Origin of the sequence: Pseudoalteromonas sp. TAE79 (assembly GCF_000498015.1) — a bacterium.
Classification (GTDB): Bacteria; Pseudomonadota; Gammaproteobacteria; order Enterobacterales; family Alteromonadaceae; genus Pseudoalteromonas.
On the sequence record NZ_AUTL01000247.1, the window covers coordinates 1 to 19,723 of the forward strand.

Annotated in this window: 19 protein-coding genes and 3 pseudogenes; 8 read left to right on the plus strand and 14 right to left on the minus strand. The window is 39.7% G+C overall.

The window, feature by feature from the left end; genetic code table 11:
• Nucleotides 1-434: IS3 family transposase (locus tag L655_RS0119520; RefSeq protein ID WP_024604509.1), on the plus strand; the 434-nt coding region annotated here is incomplete at its 5' end.
• A gap of 67 nt (nucleotides 435-501) precedes the next feature.
• Here L655_RS0119520 and L655_RS0119525 read toward each other — a convergent pair.
• Nucleotides 502-1,038, minus strand: a pseudogene (locus L655_RS0119525) (TonB-dependent receptor plug domain-containing protein); the annotation flags it as partial.
• Between the two features lie 192 nt (nucleotides 1,039-1,230).
• Here L655_RS0119525 and L655_RS0119530 point away from each other — a divergent pair.
• The gene (locus tag L655_RS0119530) at nucleotides 1,231-2,367 is read left to right on the plus strand and encodes an ISAs1 family transposase (protein WP_008466968.1); all 1,137 of its coding nucleotides are present in this window, start codon (nucleotides 1,231-1,233) and stop codon (nucleotides 2,365-2,367) included.
• Nucleotides 2,368-2,374: 7 nt separating this feature from the next.
• Nucleotides 2,375-3,736, plus strand: a pseudogene (locus L655_RS0119535) (bifunctional diguanylate cyclase/phosphodiesterase); the annotation flags it as partial.
• 62 nt (nucleotides 3,737-3,798) lie between these two features.
• Here L655_RS0119535 and L655_RS0119540 read toward each other — a convergent pair.
• The 7 genes from L655_RS0119540 to L655_RS0119570 form a co-directional block, all read right to left on the minus strand.
• A complete protein-coding gene (locus L655_RS0119540; RefSeq protein WP_024604515.1) occupies nucleotides 3,799-4,503 on the minus strand; it encodes a TorF family putative porin in 705 nt (234 codons plus the stop codon).
• A gap of 9 nt (nucleotides 4,504-4,512) precedes the next feature.
• Nucleotides 4,513-5,730 (minus strand): BCCT family transporter, encoded by a 1,218-nt coding sequence (locus L655_RS0119545; RefSeq protein ID WP_024604516.1) that lies wholly within the window; start codon nucleotides 5,728-5,730, stop codon nucleotides 4,513-4,515.
• Nucleotides 5,731-5,888: 158 nt separating this feature from the next.
• The gene (gene betA / locus L655_RS0119550) at nucleotides 5,889-7,556 is read right to left on the minus strand and encodes a choline dehydrogenase (RefSeq protein WP_024604517.1); all 1,668 of its coding nucleotides are present in this window, start codon (nucleotides 7,554-7,556) and stop codon (nucleotides 5,889-5,891) included.
• Nucleotides 7,557-7,567: 11 nt separating this feature from the next.
• Nucleotides 7,568-9,031 carry a betaine-aldehyde dehydrogenase gene (betB, locus tag L655_RS0119555; RefSeq protein ID WP_024604518.1) on the minus strand — a complete coding sequence of 488 codons (1,464 nt, stop codon included), beginning with the start codon at nucleotides 9,029-9,031 and terminating at the stop codon, nucleotides 7,568-7,570.
• A 1-nt stretch (nucleotide 9,032) separates the two neighbouring features.
• Nucleotides 9,033-9,608 (minus strand): transcriptional regulator BetI, encoded by a 576-nt coding sequence (gene betI, locus L655_RS0119560; protein WP_024603276.1) that lies wholly within the window; start codon nucleotides 9,606-9,608, stop codon nucleotides 9,033-9,035.
• A gap of 409 nt (nucleotides 9,609-10,017) precedes the next feature.
• Nucleotides 10,018-10,323 carry a hypothetical protein gene (locus L655_RS0119565; RefSeq protein WP_024604519.1) on the minus strand — a complete coding sequence of 102 codons (306 nt, stop codon included), beginning with the start codon at nucleotides 10,321-10,323 and terminating at the stop codon, nucleotides 10,018-10,020.
• Complete coding sequence (locus L655_RS0119570) at nucleotides 10,323-10,580, minus strand: DUF3081 domain-containing protein (protein WP_008169639.1); 258 nt, start codon at nucleotides 10,578-10,580, stop codon at nucleotides 10,323-10,325. Before L655_RS0119570 ends, L655_RS0119565 begins: the two co-directional genes overlap by 1 nt.
• Before the next feature lie 146 nt (nucleotides 10,581-10,726).
• On the opposite strand from L655_RS0119570, the pseudogene L655_RS01000000125920 reads away from it, so the two are divergent.
• Nucleotides 10,727-11,994: pseudogene (locus L655_RS01000000125920) on the plus strand (flavohemoglobin expression-modulating QEGLA motif protein).
• Nucleotides 11,995-12,064: 70 nt separating this feature from the next.
• Here L655_RS01000000125920 and L655_RS0119580 read toward each other — a convergent pair.
• Genes L655_RS0119580 through L655_RS0119595 form a run of 4 tightly spaced genes read right to left on the minus strand, consistent with a single transcriptional unit; the run spans nucleotide 12,065 to nucleotide 16,668 of the window.
• Entirely contained in the window at nucleotides 12,065-12,868 is an 804-nt protein-coding gene (locus L655_RS0119580; RefSeq protein ID WP_024598144.1) for a DUF1338 domain-containing protein, read from the minus strand.
• Between the two features lie 35 nt (nucleotides 12,869-12,903).
• Nucleotides 12,904-14,370 (minus strand): succinylglutamate-semialdehyde dehydrogenase, encoded by a 1,467-nt coding sequence (gene astD, locus L655_RS0119585; protein ID WP_024604520.1) that lies wholly within the window; start codon nucleotides 14,368-14,370, stop codon nucleotides 12,904-12,906.
• Between the two features lie 7 nt (nucleotides 14,371-14,377).
• Nucleotides 14,378-15,412, minus strand: coding sequence for an arginine N-succinyltransferase (astA, locus tag L655_RS0119590; protein WP_024598142.1), 1,035 nt, complete (start codon nucleotides 15,410-15,412; stop codon nucleotides 14,378-14,380).
• 50 nt (nucleotides 15,413-15,462) lie between these two features.
• Complete coding sequence (locus L655_RS0119595; protein WP_024604521.1) at nucleotides 15,463-16,668, minus strand: aspartate aminotransferase family protein; 1,206 nt, start codon at nucleotides 16,666-16,668, stop codon at nucleotides 15,463-15,465.
• A 194-nt stretch (nucleotides 16,669-16,862) separates the two neighbouring features.
• Here L655_RS0119595 and L655_RS0119600 point away from each other — a divergent pair, with 194 nt between their 5' ends.
• Nucleotides 16,863-17,291, plus strand: a complete 429-nt coding sequence (locus L655_RS0119600) for an Lrp/AsnC family transcriptional regulator (protein WP_002958609.1) — start codon at nucleotides 16,863-16,865, stop codon at nucleotides 17,289-17,291.
• A 229-nt stretch (nucleotides 17,292-17,520) separates the two neighbouring features.
• Here the strand turns inward: L655_RS0119600 and L655_RS01000000125925 are convergent, their stop codons facing one another.
• Entirely contained in the window at nucleotides 17,521-18,027 is a 507-nt protein-coding gene (locus tag L655_RS01000000125925; protein ID WP_342626699.1) for a transposase, read from the minus strand.
• Between the two features lie 114 nt (nucleotides 18,028-18,141).
• Nucleotides 18,142-18,246: a transposase gene (locus L655_RS1000000128545; protein WP_342626700.1), complete on the minus strand. Its 105-nt coding sequence runs from the start codon at nucleotides 18,244-18,246 to the stop codon at nucleotides 18,142-18,144.
• A gap of 104 nt (nucleotides 18,247-18,350) precedes the next feature.
• Between L655_RS1000000128545 and L655_RS0119610 the strand changes: the two genes are divergently transcribed.
• The 3 genes from L655_RS0119610 to L655_RS0119620 all read left to right on the plus strand — a co-directional run.
• Nucleotides 18,351-18,692 (plus strand): hypothetical protein, encoded by a 342-nt coding sequence (locus L655_RS0119610; protein WP_024591408.1) that lies wholly within the window; start codon nucleotides 18,351-18,353, stop codon nucleotides 18,690-18,692.
• A 2-nt stretch (nucleotides 18,693-18,694) separates the two neighbouring features.
• Nucleotides 18,695-19,039 carry an IS66 family insertion sequence element accessory protein TnpB gene (gene tnpB, locus L655_RS0119615; RefSeq protein WP_158001052.1) on the plus strand — a complete coding sequence of 115 codons (345 nt, stop codon included), beginning with the start codon at nucleotides 18,695-18,697 and terminating at the stop codon, nucleotides 19,037-19,039.
• 80 nt (nucleotides 19,040-19,119) lie between these two features.
• The coding region (locus tag L655_RS0119620) for an IS66 family transposase zinc-finger binding domain-containing protein (RefSeq protein ID WP_024604010.1) at nucleotides 19,120-19,723 on the plus strand (604 nt) is incomplete at its 3' end.

Consider the following 19,723-nt stretch of genomic DNA (forward strand, 5'->3'; position numbering starts at 1 on the left):
TTTTTTCACGATACATTGTAGGTTGGCGTGTATCAACGACAATGCACACAGAGCTTATTCTTGATGCGTTAGAGCAAGCTATTTGGCATCGTGGCAACCCCGAAGGGTTAATTCACCACAGCGACAGAGGCAGCCAATATTTGTCTATACGATACACTGAGCGACTTGCTGAAGCTGGAATTCAAGCGTCTGTAGGCAGTGTGGGTGACTCTTATGACAATGCATTGGCTGAAACAATAAATGGATTATTTAAAACAGAGATTATTCGCAGAAATGGCCCGTGGAAGAATGTTGATGCTGTTGAATACGCAACGTTAGAGTGGGTCAATTGGTTTAATAATCAACGCTTATTATCTTCAATTGGGTATATTTCACCAGCTCAATATGAAACAGACTACTATGATAATTTAAACGAGTCAGGTAAAGTGGCCTGACTTAAACAAACTGGTCTCCGATGAACTCGGGGCGATTCAGTAGTTCAGTATCATATGAAAAACTTAATCCGTTAAAGTCTTTTTTTGTAATAATATTAATAACACCTGCAACAGCATCTGAGCCATATACAGCAGAAGCACCTTCGCGAAGAATCTCAATTCTTTCTACGATCGCCATTGGAATACGAGAAGTATCCGCAGCTGCGCCTGAAGAAGAACTTGTACCAGGCATACGGCGACCATCAAGTAACACTAATGTGTACTCAGCCCCAAGGCCACGCATGTTTATATTACTTGTTGCTGCAGCACCGTTACCGTAACCTGACATACCACGCCAAGAACCAAAGCTGTTTACAGAAGTGTTATTTAAAACATCAGCAACTGATGCTTCACCTGATAATTGTAGATCTGCAGCTGTAATAACAGTTACTGGTGATGATGTTTCCATATCAACTTGTTTAATGCGAGATCCAGTTACTTCTATACGTTCTACTTTATCTGCGCTTTCTTCAGCTGCGAATGAACTAGCCGAAAATGCAGCTGTTGATACTGCACCGAAAGCTATCGCTAAGCGAACTGCTTTTGAAACTTTGTTATTTAACATTTGATTCTCCCTAGAATACTATTTATTTTTGTATTTTTTTGATCACACCTTGTTAATTAATTTGTGATCACGCTTCAGATGATAATACTTCAAACACAAGGCGGTCAACATCACGGCAAGATCATTATAAATTGAACTTATAGAGCAAGTAGTGATCAGATCAAGGCATAATAATTACTTGGTCGCATAAATATGAGCACTACTTTTCTGAAACATTTTAATTCAATTACAGATCCTCGCATTGAACGTTGTAAAAAGCATGAACTTATCGATATTCTTCTCCTTGCTATTAGCGCTGTGCTCTCTGGTGCAGAAGGATGGGAAGATATTGAAGACTTTGGGCACCTAAAACTTGATTGGTTAAAAAAATACGGTACGTTCAACGCAGGAATTCCAAAACATGACACGATTGCTCGCGTCATGTGTCGGTTAAAAGCAAATGAAATAGAAAGGGCATTTCAATCTTGGATATCATCACTGATTGAAACTACAGGTGCAGATATCATCGCTATCGATGGCAAAACCGCACGGCGTTCATTTACCACAAAAGACAGAAAAAGTGCCTTACACACGGTCAGTGCATGGAGTTGCCAACACCAGTTAGTGCTTGGGCAGACGGCTGTTGATAATAAAACAAATGAAATCACCGCAATACCAGAATTACTCACCCTGCTCGATATTGAAAACAGTATCATTACGTTAGATGCGATGGGATGCCAACAAGAAATAGCAAAACAAATCATCCAACAAAAAGCAGATTATATTCTTGCACTTAAAGGTAATCATTCAGGCATGCAAAAGGAACTAGAAGCGTGGTGGCACAAGTGCGAGCGTGAAAGGTTAACTAAGCATAATTGTGATGAACATACCGAAATAAGCTCAGGACATGGGCGTGTTGAAACACGTACATGCCAGCAGTTACTTATAGATAAAAGCTGGCTAGGCAAGGATTATCGTTGGCCTGGCTTAACGAGTATTATTAAGGTCAGGGCTGAAGTTCATGATAAGTCGGCAGGGTCGGATACCACTGAAACACGCTGGTATATAAGTTCATTAGACTTAAATGCAGCGCAAGCACTCAATGCAGTACGCAGTCACTGGCAGGTTGAAAGCATGCATTGGATGCTTGATATGAACTTCAGAGAAGATGAATCGAGAATACGCAAACTTCAAGGGCCATTAATGTTTAATGTAATGCGAAAGATAGCCATGGCGCTTTTTAAACAAGATGCATCTAAGTCAGCAAGTATGGCGAGGAAAAAGAAAATGGCAGGGCTAGACGATGATTACCGCTCAACCCTGCTAGAGTCTGGGATTAAAATGCGCTAGCCGTGGCCAAGACAAACTGACGCTGTTAATTGACCGCCATGCTTATATTGAACATATCGACAGACAAATTAATCATGCTAACCAAGAAGATCTCAAATGCGCACTCCTGTTTATCGACCTTGATGGCTTTAAACAAGTAAACGACTCATTTGGTCATAGTTTTGGTGATGAAATATTAGTTCAAGTTGCTACTCGCCTTGCCAATGTTCTACGCCACCATAAATTAAGTAATATAAATAGTGCTAACCAATTAGAACAAAACTTATCGAGGTTGGGAGGAGATGAATTTTCCATTTTTATAGAGTTACTTGATGATAGCGACAGAGTTGTTGAAATTGCTAAACACGTGCTTAGTGAGCTTGAAAAAGACTTTGTGCTAGGTAACAAAATAGTAAAAATTAGTGCCAGCATTGGTATTGCGGCTTATCCAGAAAGTGCATCAACGCCGCAGGCTCTTTTGCAATTAGCTGACGTGGCTATGTATAGGGCTAAAAGCGATGGTAAGGGGATATTTAAAGTTTACTCACCAGAAATGGGTAACAAAATGCGCCGTTACCATTATTTACTCGAAGAGCTACGCATAGCAGTCGCTTGTAAAGATTTGTACTTATCTTTTCAGCCAATTGTGCATGTTGAAGATTGTATGATTGATTACTTCGAAGCGCTTACACGCTGGGACCACCCAGTTGAGGGTATGATCCCCCCTTCAGAGTTTATACCAATAGCAGAGGAGTCTAATTTAATATTAGAGCTTGGCGATTGGATTATGCTTGAATCGTGTCGGCAAATGGCTGCTTGGCACAATGCAGGTATGCGCAAAGTAAAAATATCTGTTAACGTTTCGGGCATTCAACTAAAGCATCGTGATGTTTATGATTGGGTAATGAAAAAACTTAAAAAAACCGGCTTACCCGCTACGTCCTTAATGCTGGAAATTACCGAATCAACTTTCATTAAAGCCAGTCCAAGAATTATTAAAGAGCTAAGTAGGCTAAGAGAAGAGGGTATCACTATTGCTATTGATGACTTTGGTACAGGTTTTAGTTCTTTAAGTACATTAGCGGATTTACCAATAGATGTTATTAAAATTGATCGCTCGTTTATAGCACAAGCCAATAAAAGCCAAAAATATAACGATATATTAAATACAATTAGTGATCTTGGGAAAAAGCTAGGTCTTAAAATTGTTGCAGAAGGCGTTGAAGAAATAGGGCAGTTTGAACTCGTTAAAAAAATGGGTGTGAGCTCTGTTCAGGGATATTTAGTTAGCCGCCCTGAGTCATCGGTTAATGTAGGTAATAAAGTATTACGCAATAACACCAGTAACCTTTCAGCATCGGGTACAAGTGCTTGGGATATTGTTAGTTAGTTACACATAAAAATGCCACTCGAAATAGAGTGGCATTCTTTGTGCAATCAGTAATTATTGTATTAAAAATCAAATGTGCGTGAAATAGCAAGTACAATACGCTCATCAGACGCATCATTATCTAAGCTTGTGTTTTCAGCGGCCACTTCAATACCAAAACCTTCGTAGCTTGTTTGGTATGCTAAGCGGTAGTGGTGGTATGATTTATCACCCTTGTTCTCATCCCACTCAAACTTATCACCATCAAGTGAGTTTGAAATATCAAAGCTGGCACGTAGTGCATGGTTTGGAGCCAGCTCATACGTGTGAGCAATCATCGAAATAACATGCCCTGTATCGTAACCAAAGTAGTCCCAGCTGTACCAAAAGTTAAGTTCAGTTTGGCCGTACTCACTTGCATAACCAAACTTAGTGTAAGCCTCAGCGTAGTTACCATCGCTGTTATTACCTTGATAAGTGTAATAAGCAATACCGTAATCAACACTAAATTGCTCATCAAGTTGTACATACTTACCAATGTAAGCATCAAGTTCAAAATCGGTATCGTCACCAAAATCTACATTTGAAGCCCATGCACCTGCATATACACCGCTTTCAAAGGCATAGTCTAAGCTACCTTGAATTGCAGGGTTGCTATCTGTTTGGCTTACACCATTAAAAGTGTAGTCAGACGCTGCAGTGATTGTTGTTGACCAATCAGCTGCTGCAGTGGTTGATAAAAGTGCTAATGGTAGTGCTACTACAAGTTGTTTTAGTTTGTTATTCATTATTAATCCCTAGTGTACTGTGTCTATTTTTGTGTAATCAATTTCGTTTGCTTTTGGTGAGCTGTCTATGTTTGTAACTGTTTTAAACTTGCTGTATCCGATAAAACCAGCACAGATAAAGAACAATCCAATAACTAATGCGCCTACCCACTGAATTTGTAAAAATTCTAATTTAAACAATAGTGTAAGTAGTGATAGAGCAACAATGTTTCCGACTATGTATTTCATTTTACCAAAACGCTTTACAGTAAAGTTTAGGTTATCTGTATATAAACGCACTAACGAATCGAGTGAGTTAATTACAAATACAATACCTACAAATACCATTGCAAAGTTTTTAATGCCTTGTGTTGGAATGCCCGCTTCATGGTAGTGATAAAGTACGCTAAACCAAATCGCAATCGGAATTGATGGAAATATTAACATTGCACCTAATACTTGGTATGTTTTAAGTCCACCAACAAAGCGTGATGTAAATTGACCAATCATTATGCTCCACGCAAACCACCAGAATAAGTAGAACTCATGGTAATCATTAAGCGGTAAAACAAATTCATTAATGTTTGCAAAGTAAGTACCAATAGAGCCTAAGTTATCTGTAAATGCTGACATTTGACTATCACCAATCACAAATGCGCCAGCCCACATAAAGGCGATTAAAGCTAAAAATAACCACGTAGTAGAAATACTTAAAATACGTACATATTTAATATCAGTACTTGAGTACACAGCAAAACAGATAGCCGCAAACACAATTAAGTAAAATTCAGAAACTATACTTGTTCCATCACCTAGTCCGGGTAAATACCACGGTAGGTTTGTAAGCAGCAAATAAGCGGTAAATGCACATGTACCAATAATTACAACGTTATTGATAAATTTAACCCAAGGAATTTCGAAAAATTTCACTTTAGGTTCTATTACACAGAAATAAAAGCACGTAAGAAAGTAAAATCCCCAGATCAAAAATCCCCAGTAGCCAAACTCAATAGCCAGTGGATTTGCAAACGCGTATTCTGGGCTTGCTTTTATGTCTGCATAACCTGCAAACTCAGTTAAAGGAAACATGATAAGGCCAACATCTAGGCCAGAAGTAAATAGTATTGCTATAAACGTAAAGGTTCGAACTGGTGTTACACCTACTACGCGAACATTACCCCATTTAATTAAAATAGTGATAATGGCAAGTAAGGTAAAAATGATCCCTGCATTAAGCCAAATAGTCATTGTTACCCTCCAGTAATGAATAAAAATAATTCATAAGCACTCCGTATTTTATTGTTTTATTCTCGCATTAACACAACGTAACCTATTTACATCGTGTGCCACTGCAAGGCACGCATTGGCTTAGCCCGACGAGACTAAACCTAAGCATGTGGCTAAAGTTAGATCTCCGTACTACGTTGTGTTTCTTGCCAGTTTGTTGTTATGGCAACATTCACATCCGATTTCTGTAATGGGTCTTTACCTAAAATTATGTCAGCTGCTTTTTCGGCAACCATAATAGTAGGTGCATTTAAGTTTCCATTAGGAACTGTTGGGAATATAGATGAGTCAACAACACGTAGTCCTTCAATACCATGTACTTGCGTATTTGAATTAACAACGGCCATATCATCTTCACCCATTTTGCATGAGCAAGAAGGGTGGTAGGCACTTTCTACGGCTTGGCGTACAAAGGCATCTATTTCTTCATCTGTTTGAATATGTTTACCAGGTTGAATTTCTTCATCGCGATATTCATCAAAGGCACTTTGTTCGATTATGTCGCGTGTTAAGCGAACGCACGCTCTAAAGCCTTCAATATCGTCTTGATGCTCAAGGTAATTAAATAAAATTGTTGGTGGTTGCTCAGGATTTGCAGAAGCAATAGTCACACTACCACGGCTTTTTGGTTTGTTATGACCAACATGTACCTGAAAACCATGACCTGCAAATGCACTTCTACCATCGTAACGCATAGCCGCTGGTAAAAAGTGATACTGAATATCTGGCCATTCAACACCTGGTTTTGAGCGAATAAACGCGCACGATTCAAAATGATTCGTTGCACCTAAACCCGAACGCGTTAATAACCAGCGCGCGCCAATCAAACCTTTTGAAACAATGCCTAGCTTGCCGTTAAGCGTGATAGGTTGCTTACACTTGTATTGAAAGTAAAACTCAAGATGATCTTGTAAGTTTTGACCAACACCAGGTAGATGATGTTGTACTTCAACGCCTGCTTTTTCAAGCGCTTGTGTGTCACCAATACCAGAGAGTTGTAAAATATGTGGAGAGCCGATTGGGCCTGCACTTAATACAACGTCTTTTTCAGCATGTGCAGTTTTAACGTCGCCATTTACTTTGTATTCGATGCCAGTAGCTTTCTTGCCATCTAAAATCACGCGTTGTGCTAGTGCACCTGTAATAATCGTTAAATTACTACGCGATTTAACAGGGTCTAAATACTCACGAGAAGCAGAGCTGCGCACGCCGTCTTTTACGGTCATGTGCATTGGGCCAAAACCCTCTTGCTGCGACGCATTATAATCATCTGTAGAAGCGTAACCGGCTTGTACACCTGCTTTGATAAAGGTGCGGTAAAGCGGGTTTTTCATTTCGTTGCCGTTATTAACGCCAAGCGGGCCTTTGCCACCACGGTAAGTATTTTCACCAAGGTAAAAGCTTTCTGCCTTTTGAAAATACGGTAAACACGATTGGTAATCCCAGCCGTTTGCACCGTGTTGCTGCCATTCGTCAAAATCTTTAGCGTGGCCACGCACATACACCATGCCATTAATAGATGACGAGCCGCCTAATACTTTGCCTCGTGGGCAATGCATTTCACGGTTATCTAAATGAGGCTCAGGCTGCGTATGAAACTGCCATGCGTATTTGTCACTATTCATAGGAATAGATAACGCGGTTGGCATTTTTATAAAGATACTTTTATCGCTACCGCCAGTTTCAAGTAGTAACACGCGGTTACTTGAATCTTCAGATAAACGATTGGCTAAAACACAACCCGCCGAACCCGCGCCAACAATAATATAGTCGTAATGATTACTCATAGTAGGGCGCCTTAAAATGGGCTTTCTATGTCGGCCATACCAACATAAATAGACTTAGTTTGCGTGTATTGATCAAGCGTTTGTATACCATTTTCACGGCCAATACCCGATTGCTTATAACCGCCAACTGGCATTTCAGCCGGTGAGTTACCGTATGCATTAATCCAACAAATACCGGCTTGTAACTTATGAATTACGCGGTGAGCACGTTTAATATCACTCGTAAATACGCCAGCAGCTAAGCCTAGGTGTGTACCGTTAGCGCGTGCAATCACATCGTCTTCGTCGTCAAAAACAAGCACGCTCATTACTGGGCCAAATATTTCTTCTTTAACGATAGTCATGTCGTCATTACAATCAATAAACACAGTCGGTGCTACAAAATAGCCATTAGGTGCAGATTCTGGTGAAAGCGTTGTACCACCAGTTAAAAGCGTTGCACCTTCTTCTATGCCTTTATTAACGTAGCTCATTACTAGTTCTTGATGCTTTTTAGAAATAAGTGCGCCAAAGTTTGTATTTAAATCTTGTGGGTCGCCAGCAATAATGTTTTTCTCAGTGCGCGCTTTAAGCTCATCAATAAATTGCTGATATACATTTTTATGAACGTAAATACGTGTACAGTTAGTACAAATTTCGCCTTGCGTATAAAAATTACCTAACATGGCCGCGCTAACTGCTTGCTCAATGTTGGCGTCATCGAATACTAATAGTGGAGATTTCCCACCAAGTTCCATCGTGACATCTTTTAAAGTACCGGCAGCACTTGCTACTACTTTTTTACCTGTGCCTACTTCACCCGTGAACGATACTTTGTCAATCTCGCTATGCTGCGTTAGCCACTGGCCTACATCGCCCGCGCCTTGAACCACATTAAACACACCTGCAGGTACGCCAGCTTCAACAAATACTTCTGCAAGTTTAAGAGCGCCCAGTGGTGTTTCTTCTGATGGTTTGAATATAAATGCATTACCAGCAGCAAGGGCAGGGCCCGACTTCCAACATGCAATTTGTAGTGGGTAGTTCCATGCACCAATACCCGCACAAATACCTAATGGTTCTTTGCGTGTGTAGTAAAAGTCATCACCAACCATTTGTTGTTGGCCTACTTGTGCTGGCGCAAGACCTGCAAAGTATTCAATTACATCAGCGCCAGTTTCAATATCAACACAATTTGCTTCTTGCATTGGTTTACCGGTGTCGAGTACTTCTACAAGTGCTAGTTCATCGTTGCGCTCGCGTAAAATAGCCACTGCTTTTAATAAAATGCGGCTACGTTCAATGGGTGTCATTGCTGACCACTGAGCAAAACCTTGCTTTGCACTCTCAATGGCTGCGTTTTGAATAAATTCGTCGGCAATTTCTACTGCGTAAATAACCTCGCCCGTTGCTGGGTTTGTTACATCAAATGTTTTGCCGTTCTGGTTTGCAAGAAAATGGCCGTTAATAAAATTTTGATAGACAGGTGTAGTCACGCTAGGCTCCATATTGCTTGATAAGTGAAAGTACATAGCTTTTTGCTAACTTTTCACAGTGTTTAAACTGATTATTGTCTGATTTACTCAGTACTGCTCTTAACCATAGGCCATCGATCATTGCGGCGCTAAGTTCTGCAGCTTGATTTGCTTGCTCAATAGGCATTAACTGTTTAAAAGAAAATGCTAAATTACTTTGCAAGCGTTTACTGTTTACATTTTGTAGTCGGTGTAATTCTTCATCATGCATCGATTGCGCCCAAAAACTTAACCACGTTCGGGTGGTATCATTACGCTGTTGTACAAGCGCAAAGTTGGCTTCGATAATAAACATTAAACGTTCAGTCGCATTTGTTTGATGATTTACCTTGCCTATCAAGTCTTGTTTTAAGCTTGTTAGTAAGTATCGAACAGTGGCTTCAATCAGCCCCTGCTTACCACCAAAATAATGACTAATAATACCCGACGATAAACCTGCATTTTTACTAATGCTGTTTATAGTCGTTCCTTGTAATCCATTCGTCGCAACAGATTCTATAGTTGCGTCAATTAACTGCTGACGCCTGACAGGTTCCATTCCAACTTTAGGCATAATTTTTATTAATTGAACGTTCAATAAAGATAAGCTTAAGGTAATAGCTCTAACAATTCAAGGTTGAGGTAAATATCTAGATGCCAAAATGTAGATTAATCATTAATAAAAGTGCAACTAATGCGATAAAGAAGATAAAATTTTATTTTATTTAATTTCTTATAAAACATGGTGTTGCAAGGTTTTTTTTGAGATTAAATAATAGTAATGATTTGTTTACAGCAATAAATGAATAAAATGTGTAAAAATCGTTAGTGCAGTAATAGTTAGAGCACTAATAGTATTATTTTAATGCAAAAGCGCACTAAACCTGTAATTGCTTAGTGCTCTAATAAATTTATATAGAGAGTAAACTTTATGGTTTTATCGTTTTAAAGCGCTTGGTTTTGAAAGGTCAGGTATTATTAATAACACCTTTAAAAAGGAGAGGGTAACGTCTTAGTCTATTGCCAATATAGTCATCAGCTAAAATTTGCTGGCAAATGAAATCAATATCTTTGCTTGCTTCAAAAACCCAATCAAAGCGCTCTATAGCCAGTAAAAAACCACGCTTTAAATGAGTTTGAGCACGGTACTGTTCTAAATTGTCTTGAATAATAGAGACTTTGCTTGGATCAGATCTAAGCTCTTCTACTACTTGGTTTATAAAAGTAGTATTGAGCTTACTGGTAGGGCGGTGTCTGAGTTTTCGTGGGTGCATTAGCTCTCGTTTGCAATGTTATATAATTTTTTCAAAAAGTCGTCTTTATGCTTTTCATGTTCATAGTCAAGGTGGTAAGTATTATGAAAACCAAAGCGCAGCTCCACGCCGCTACCTTGTAGGTATACTGTGTAACCATCTACGTCTGAATAAGCAGTAACGCCTTGATAATGCTTACCTTCATCAGTCATTTCACCTTTTTGAATTATACGTTCATACACGGCTAAAATCTGTTTATTGTCGAGTTCGTTTTTCATGTCTTATACCTTTTATTTGATAACTCATACGATACAGATATGAGGGTCGATCATCTTAAAAACAATAGCTAAAAAAGTGTGATATTGCTTTGTAATTTAGCTTTTTTAAATTATGCTCAAAACTCATTTATTGTTGAGCTTACACCATGATAGACAAGGCGTTACTACTAAAAACTCGTGAGTTATCGGATCAATTAATTGCATTGCAAACGCCTATTAGGATACTTGATGCTATTAATTGGGATAAACAAACTAAAGAAGAGTTTTTTAGACAGAAATGTCAAAAAAACCCACTTATCGATCGTGCATACTATCAACAGCGCGACCTTGGTTTTGTACCTAGCGAGTTACGCCAAGCGTTTTCTACTTTGCACCGTAACATTATTAACCAACTGGGGCAGTTAAATCCGATTGCTCAATATATGGGAAAAATGTGCACTGAGTATAAAACGGTATTAAGTATGCTTGAATATCGAGGTACGCCAGAATTTCATGACTTATCGGTGGAGTTATTTGGTCACCCTAAAGACTTATTCCATGCCGGTGAGCCCTCACTCTCTGAGCTAGCTAATATGCTAGATAAACCGCTGCAAAATTTACTAATAGCCGACATACTGCCTGACGACCCTAAAAATATTGATGCTGTTGATGCTGTACGTATTTTGTCTGAGCAAGTAAACGCTAGTATGGCAGGNTAATGCTTAGCGATGGTATTGTCAGTGATGCAGCCGCCGGTGCTAATAATATTAAGCTTAATCAAGATGTTAAATTTTCTCAGCGTGAACTTGATATATTGGAAGTTCATGAAGGGTGGATACACGTAGGTACCACTCAAAATGGTTTAGCACAGCCGTATTTAACATGTTTAAGTAAAGGCACGCCTAGCTCCACTATTACCCAAGAAGGCTTAGCGGTATTAACCGAAATTATTACATTAAAATCGACTCCGAGACGTTTATCTAAATTAGTGAATCGTATTCAAGCGGTTACAAAGGTAATAGATGGCGCTGAGTTTGTAGACATTTACCGTGACTATGTCGCGCAAGGTTTATCAAAAGATGACAGTTACACACTCGCGCAGCGTGTATTTAGAGGCAGTACGCCAACAGGTCTGCCTTTTACAAAAGACATTGCCTACATTAAAGGCTTTGTACTGGTATATAACTTAATTCGCGTAGCAATACAGCTAGGTCGAATAGATAGGCTTCCTTTATTACTCGTAGGTAAAATATCGATAGATGATTTTAGGTTAATATCGCAGCTTCATGATTTAGGTGTAATAGAGAGCCCACAATTTGTGCCACCACACTTTAAAGACTTACGTGGTTTGGCAACGTGGTTGAGCTTTGGCCGCTTTATTGGCGACTTATCGTTTGAAAAGTTAGAAAACGATTATAAACCGTTATTTTTATAATTAATCAACATAACTACCGACATAAAAAAAGCCCATAACGGGCTTTTAAAATAAAGTACTTTAGGTTTTATTATCGAGCGTTGGTGCTTTCAAATATTTTGTCAGCTGAGGCTGCAACAAAACCTGTATAAAGCTCGCCGTCTGCTTTAGGGTAACGAATAGCAAACTCATAAAAACAGCTAGGAATGCTCATATCACCGTCACTAAAGGTAACAGAGTATTCATCAGCAAGTGTTGACGATTGCTCTAGTAACACCTCTGGTGAGCCTTTGACCTCGCCGCCTGACGTGTTAAGCGAAAAGCCAGCGTCTTTCAGGGCTTGGTTAACATCATGAATGTTATCAAACTTAGCAAGCGTATTAATGTTTACGGTAAAGTGATTGGCACGGTAACCCCACGCCGACATCCACGCCGCATATTCGCTTTCAGCTAGCAGTTGTTTGTAAGTATCGGTGCTTACTTGCCAATGCGTGCCTGAATACAAAAAGTTATCAGCAGTTACTGCGCTTTCGTCAATTTGGCTTACCATGTCAGTTACGATGGCTTGTAACTCTGGCGAGCATTTTTCGACTAACAGCTCAGAGATAAACACTTTTGGCTGATTAGGGTCGCTATGCTCGTAGTGCTTTGCGTAAAGTTTTTTAGCTTCAAAGTGGTACTCACCACACTCTTTGTAACCAATCGCAAGAAAGTGAGCTGCGAGTTTTTCAAGACCCACTTTTTCAATATTAAATGTACGCAGCGCAATATGATCGTTAATGATGTCATCTTTTTGCGTTGACCCTAAAAGGTCATGAATTTTGTCTGCCGATGGAGTTACGTTTAAGTAATTTTTCCAAAGGTTATTAAATAATGTATTTACATCAGTATGCATGTTAAGTCCTTAAATTTAAAATTTGGTTTTATTACTTATTCAATTATTAAGCCCGGCGCTAGGGTTTGCGGTAAGCTCACTTTGTCTGACTCAACAGATGCTACAGGGTATGCGCAATAATCGGCGGCATAATAGGCACTGGCTCTGTGATTACCACTGGCGCCAATACCGCCAAATGGAGCTGCACTTGAGGCACCCGTAATAGGGCGGTTCCAGTTAACAATACCGGCACGGATGCGCTTTAAAAAGTGAGTGTAGTCATCTTCGTTATCAGCCAATAAACCTGCAGATAAACCAAAGCTTGTGTTATTGGCTTCAATGATTGCGCTGTCAAAGTCATCAAAGCGATACACTTTAATTAGCGGTCCAAAATGTTCTTCATCTGGCATGTCGGTAATGTTTGTTACATCAATAATGCCTGGACTTACAAAGCCTGTGCCTGATTTTAATTGCTTAAGTTCAACAAGGATTTGCGCGCCTTTTGAGACTAATTCACTTTGCGCGGCAACCATACCCAGTGCTGCTTTTTCGCTTATCATCGCACCCATAAAAGGCTGCTCTGTAGCAAAGCTGTCGTCTACAACTATATTTTTAGTTGCGCTTATTAGCTTTTCTAAAATAGCATCGCCGTTGGCTGATTTTTCAATAAATAAGCGGCGTGCACACGTACAGCGCTGACCTGAGGTAGTAAAGCCTGATTGAATAATATCGTGCACAGCAGCGCTTACATCACTCACATCTTTTACAATCAGTGGATTATTACCGCCCATTTCAAGCGCTAAAATCTTACCGGGGTGTCCAGCAAACTGTTTATGTAGTAAGTGACCTGTGTTTGAGCTACCGGTAAAAAACAAGCCATCTATATTTTTATGAGAGGCAAGTGCTTTACCTGTTTCAATTTCACCTTGCACAAGGTTAATAACACCCGCTGGTAAGCCCGCTTTTAGCCAAAGTGAGAGGGTAAATTCTGCCACGTGCGGAGTAAGCTCTGATGGCTTAAATACCACTGTGTTGCCAGCTAGAATTGCAGGAACAATATGTCCGTTTGGTAAATGCCCAGGGAAGTTATACGGGCCAAAAATAGCCACAACGCCATGCGGTTTGTGTCTAATAAACGCTTTAGCACCGGGCATTGGGTTTTCGGTTGTACCGGTACGCTCATGGTAGGCTTTTACAGATATAGCTACTTTACCTGTCATTGCGCCTACTTCGGTGCGGGTTTCCCATAATGGCTTTCCTGTTTCGCGTGCAATTATGGTCGCAAATTCTTCGCTGTGTTCTTTTAATTGTGCTGCGAAGCTTTCAAGAATGACTATACGCTCTACAAGTGGTTTGTCTGCCCATTGTAATTGCGCAGCTCTGGCTGCTTTTATAGCCGAATCTACTTGATCAGCGTTTGCGCCATTACCTTGCCATACCACATCGCCATTACTTGGATTGATTGACTCAAATACTGGGCCAAGGCCTGTATGCCACTGGTTATTAATTAGGTGTGTATTCATAAATTATTTACAGGCGGAAAAATCGCGCTGCGTCTCCTTGGCTTAAATTAAGCGCCTTAGCCACATCTTGGCTAATGACGAGAGTATGTTTTGCATGATTGTAATGTGCGTCTTTGGTAAATGTTGCTCTAAAGCCACTTACGCCTTGATTACATACAGCCAGCGTATCTGAGCTATTTTGTGATATGTGATCAAGCTCACCAATAGTAATAGGGCAAACTTGAGAGTCACGAATGCTGCGAATATTACCAAGCTTTGCTTCAACCGTTGGGCCTGCGTCAAATAAGTCAACGTAGCCTCTGTGCTCAAAACCTTCTTTTTCTAATAATTTTAGCGCAGGTTTTGTTTTTTCATGCACATGCCCAATAACAGCTTGGGCTTTTTTGCTAAGCAAGTTCACATAAATAGGGTACTTAGGCATTAACTCGCTAATAAATACTTTATCGCCTAAGCCCACTAAGTGATCCGCTTCTGGAAATTCGATACTAAAAAAGTGCTCTTGCAGCCATTGCCAAAAAGGAGAGTGGCCGTCTTCGTCGCTAACACCGCGCATTTCTGCGATAACAGTATCGGCAAAACGCTCGCTATGCTGAGCCATAAACAAAAAGCGTGAACGCGATAAAAATCGACCCGTTAGGCCTTTACGACTATTTTCGCGCAAAAATAATGTGCATATTTCAGAGCAGCCTGTGTAGTCGTTACACATGCTTAAAATATCAACGGTGTTATATACATTTAAAGTAGGTGAGTGGTGTACTGTTTTACCTAAATGATAATGATATAAAGGCACCGATAAACCTACCGCAGCTTCTATAGCGGTTGTACCAATAACGTCACCTGTTTCACTGTCTTCTAAAACAAATAAATAGCTTTCATCAAGTGGCTGGTTAATGTTTTTGGCAAAGCTTTTTTCAGCACGTTCAATTTTTTCTTTAAGCTGTGCATCGTCCACAGGCAAAGAGGTAAACCCATGGCCTGACTCAATTGCTATTTGTTTAAGCGCTTCAAAATCATTGGCAGTAATAGGACGTAATACTTGCATTTATTGCTTGCTCCAATAGCACGCCAGTAGGCGTGCTAATTTAAACTATATTAACCGTTTACTACATCGCTAACCGCTTTTTCAAAGCGCGCTAAGCCTTCTTTAATATCTTCAAACGGAATAACTAAAGACGGTGTAAAGCGAATTACATTCATGCCAGCTACAAGGTTCATTAAACCATTATTAGCACTGGCTACTAAAAAGTCGCGTGCGCGGCCTTCAAATTTGTCATTTAGTACTGCGCCAATTAATAAGCCTTTACCACGTACTTCGCTAAATACGTTGTATTTTTCATTAATTGCGTTTAATCCGTCACGGAATAATTGCTCGCGCTCTTTAACACCGTTTAGTACGTCTGGTGTATTTACTGTATCAAATGCCGCTTCGGCTACAGCACAAGCAAGTGCGTTTCCGCCATAAGTAGAACCGTGAGTACCAATTTTTAAATGCTCAGCAATAGGTGTACGAGTGATCATAGCGCCAATTGGAAAACCACCACCCAATGCTTTTGCCGTTGTTAAAATGTCAGGAACAACTCCTAAACCTTCATAAGCGTATAAATCGCCTGTGCGACCAACACCCGTTTGTACTTCATCAAAAATAAGTAACGCGTTATGTTTAGTACAAAGTTCACGTACTTTTTTAGCAAAGTCATCTGTTGGTGAAATAATACCGCCTTCACCTTGTAATGGTTCCATCATAACAGCACATGTTTTATCGCTGATCAGCGCTTCAAATGCCGCTATATCGTTAAAATCACAATGTACTATGTCAGCAGGTTTTGGACCAAAGCCATCTGAATAAGCAGCTTGCCCGCCCACAGTGACTGTGAAAAATGTTCGACCATGGAAACCTTTATTAAATGCAATAATTTGCGTTTTTTCAGCGCCATATACGTCCAGTGCATAGCGACGCGCTAGCTTAAGGGCTGCTTCGTTTGCTTCTGCGCCTGAGTTTGCAAAGTAAACTTTATCAGCGAATGTTGCTTCAACCATTTTTTGAGCTAAACGAAGTGCTGGCTCATTAGTCATAACATTCGATAAATGCCAAATTTTTTCGCCTTGCTCTTTTAATGCTTTAACTAATGCAGGATGACAGTGACCCAAACAGTTAACGGCAATACCACCGGCAAAATCAATGAACTCATTGTTATTTTGATCCCAAACGCGTGAACCTTCACCACGAACTGGAATGATTGCTGATGGATTATAGTTTGGTACCATTACGTCGTTAAATAAGTCTCTTGTTACTTGCATTTTTACACCTAAATTTAATGGGCTTAGATAAAAGATTAGTTGCTAACTCAAAGAAGAATATAGCCTTTATTCTTCAGCAAACACGTTATTATTTCTTGTAAAGGTCATTATCGAAGGTTAGCTATTAAAATTGCAGTGCTATTTTGTGAAAAATGATTAAAATAAAAGACAAAATAACGAAGAAAATAACCATTATGATAACTCCACAAGATGAAAAGCTACTTTCTGTACTAAAAACAAACGCTAGAGCGAGTATTTCTGATCTTGCTCGCATGCTTGACTTATCTCGTTCAACGGTACAAAGCCGTATGCTCAAACTAGAAGAAACGGGTGTAATTAAAGGCTATAGCGTTGATTATGGTGACGACTACCTCAGTAAAATGGTATCAGCTCATGTGTCTATAAAAGTAAGGCAAAAATTAACAACTAAAACAAATATCGAGCTTAAGCAAATTGATGCAATTTCGCAGCTTTACGCGATAAGTGGTGAGTTTGATTTAATTGCTGTAGTACAGGCTCAAAATTTAGAGCAGCTTAGCCATTTACTAGACGATATAGGAAATCTGGATGGAGTAGAGCGCACAACATCTTCTGTAATTTTAGAAACTAAATTTAAGCGTTAATCGCCATTTAAGCCCTGAGTTGTTTAATACTGTTTATATATTGGAAATGACTATAAACATTACTAAATAACGTGTAGTAAATAGTTTATAAATTCTTGATTTATTTATCTTGCGTGCTAAAATTAAAATTAGTTGGTAATTGCGTTTTTAGTAATTATATGACAAGGATTTATTTACTACTTACATGGATGTCATAGGTAGGTACTTAAGAAAAATATTAAGTACAGCCTTAAAAATTTGGCTCTACCCCATACTGAAATACTCCTGTTTTTCGATCGCGTTTGGGGTGTGCCCTAGCTGCATTTTTCCTCAGAAAGTCAAATGCTGCATTAACTGCATTTAACAATCCTTTCCTATGCTTCCTAATAATCGCTGTTAATATGCCAATCCACCAAACACCCGTTGTTTTTGCTACTGTCATTGTAGACATTTCAGTTTTGAATATCTTTTCAATACAGCCAGTTAAAAACCTTTTAAGCGTGGTTACTATTAAACTTACATAAATTAGCGCCTCTTGTAAGGTTGCGTTTGATGTTTGAAAGCCGCGTAAATTATTATAAGACTTACACTCCTTAAAAAGTAATTCAACCTGCCAGCGTAACCTATATAATTTGCCTATTTCAGTCGCTGTAAATTCATCAATAGATAAATTAGTGACTAAAAATGTATATTGTTTTTCTTTTTTTGACCAATACCCAACGACTCTTGTTAGCTTGTTTTTTATGCTAACATTCATATCAATAAGATCATTTTTAGGTAATTCGGGGAGCAATTCACATAACTTTGGGGAATGACTTCCTGTTAATTCCTGTCCATTTTGCTTAAAAGCATTATGTACTCTGACTGCTTTTCACCCCTTAGCTCTTAATACGTAAAATCCTCCTGCTTTATCTAATTCATGAATATAACTACCTGAATAATACCCTCTATCAGCAAGTAACAACTGTCCTTTCAACTCTTTAAATGTTGGAAGTTCTGTAAGCGTCTAGCGAACCACACCTAGCATCGATGTTCTGATTATCTAAAAATACCTGCTCAATGATAAATTCGGAGCAGGTGATGAAAACTTACAGAACAAGCGCACAGTGGCAGCAGCTTTTGCTGCAACGCAGTACGTTTAGTGGTACTAATATTGAATTCTGCCAACACCATAATGTCGCTATTACGACTTATTATAAACAACGTGCTTTACTGGCAAAAGACCAGCCTAATTCCACCTTGCCAGTGCACACGCAGTGCCTTACATCATCACGTTTTGTCCAGGTAAAACAAACTACTGAAGTCTGCGCGCAAACTCGTCAAAATACGCTGCAGTTTGATACGCTAACCGGCCAACTCACGTTTCCTATCGATTTAGCGACGGCCGATATCGTTGCCATTATTAAAGGGCTAACGGTATGAGGATGTTCGTTGATGTACCCACCGTCTATTTATGTGCCGATGCCGTTGATTTTCGAAAATCAATTAATGGTCTGGCGGCGTTGGTGGAAGCAGAGCTTGAACTACCCGTGCTCAGTGGTGCGCTATTTGTGTTTTGTAATAAAGGCCGTGACAAACTCAAACTGCTTTACTGGGATAACACCGGTTTTGCACTGTGGTATAAGCGATTAGATAAGCATAAGTTCAAATGGCCCAAACTCATGTCACCCACCATGACCTTAAGCGAGCAGCAATTACACTGGTTATTATCGGGTTATGATGTGATTGGACACAGTAAAATTGATGTCGCAGGTAAGAAAATGCTTTAATATTTGCGATCGATTGATGATCATCAAAGTGAGTTCAGTTAGCACTGCAAAGCCTTTGATGATGCCTTAAAATAGGCGTCATGAAAAATGAACTCGCCCTTAAACAGCGCATTGCTGAACTTGAAAAACTGTTAGCGCAGAAGGATGCCCAGATTGCGGCATTGGAAGAGCGCTGGAGCTTGGCCCAACAAAAACAATTCGGCAAAAGTGCTGAAGGCTTTGCCGGGCAAGGCGAGTTATTCAATGAAGTGGAAGAAATTGTTGAGGAAGTTGAGGCAGAGCAACAATCCATTAGCTATACCCGTAAAAAGCCGGTGCGTAAGGCACTGCCAAAAGACTTACCTCGTGAGCAGGTTATTCACGACATCATCGACAAAACCTGTGATTGCTGTGGCGGTGAGCTACATAAAATGGGTGAAGATAAGTCAGAAAAGCTTGAGTTCATACCCGCTAAAATCAAAGTGATTGAGCATATTAGGCCTAAATACGCCTGCCGTCACTGTGATAAATCCTCAACTCAGACACAGATTAAACAAGCCTCAATGCCTGCCATGCCCATCAACAAAGGCATTGCAACCAGCAGTTTGCTCAGTCAGCTTATCACCAGTAAATACCAATACGGGTTACCGCTGTATCGCCAGGAAGCGATGTTTAAGCAATACGGTATTGAACTCAGTCGACAGA

Coding starts and splice junctions, on each gene's coding strand:
- L655_RS0119530 (WP_008466968.1), top strand. CDS start 1,231: ATGAGCACTACTTTTCTGAAACATTTTAATTCAATTACAGATCCTCGC.
- L655_RS0119540 (WP_024604515.1), bottom strand. CDS start 4,503: ATGAATAACAAACTAAAACAACTTGTAGTAGCACTACCATTAGCACTT.
- astA (WP_024598142.1), bottom strand. CDS start 15,412: ATGCAAGTATTACGTCCTATTACTGCCAATGATTTTGAAGCGCTTAAA.
- astD (WP_024604520.1), bottom strand. CDS start 14,370: ATGAATACACACCTAATTAATAACCAGTGGCATACAGGCCTTGGCCCA.
- L655_RS0119570 (WP_008169639.1), bottom strand. CDS start 10,580: ATGAAAAACGAACTCGACAATAAACAGATTTTAGCCGTGTATGAACGT.
- L655_RS0119595 (WP_024604521.1), bottom strand. CDS start 16,668: ATGCAAGTAACAAGAGACTTATTTAACGACGTAATGGTACCAAACTAT.
- L655_RS0119565 (WP_024604519.1), bottom strand. CDS start 10,323: ATGCACCCACGAAAACTCAGACACCGCCCTACCAGTAAGCTCAATACT.
- betA (WP_024604517.1), bottom strand. CDS start 7,556: ATGAGTAATCATTACGACTATATTATTGTTGGCGCGGGTTCGGCGGGT.
- betI (WP_024603276.1), bottom strand. CDS start 9,608: ATGGAACCTGTCAGGCGTCAGCAGTTAATTGACGCAACTATAGAATCT.
- L655_RS0119600 (WP_002958609.1), top strand. CDS start 16,863: ATGATAACTCCACAAGATGAAAAGCTACTTTCTGTACTAAAAACAAAC.
- tnpB (WP_158001052.1), top strand. CDS start 18,695: ATGTTCGTTGATGTACCCACCGTCTATTTATGTGCCGATGCCGTTGAT.
- L655_RS0119580 (WP_024598144.1), bottom strand. CDS start 12,868: ATGCATACTGATGTAAATACATTATTTAATAACCTTTGGAAAAATTAC.
- L655_RS0119610 (WP_024591408.1), top strand. CDS start 18,351: ATGAAAACTTACAGAACAAGCGCACAGTGGCAGCAGCTTTTGCTGCAA.
- L655_RS01000000125925 (WP_342626699.1), bottom strand. CDS start 18,027: ATGAATGTTAGCATAAAAAACAAGCTAACAAGAGTCGTTGGGTATTGG.
- L655_RS0119545 (WP_024604516.1), bottom strand. CDS start 5,730: ATGACTATTTGGCTTAATGCAGGGATCATTTTTACCTTACTTGCCATT.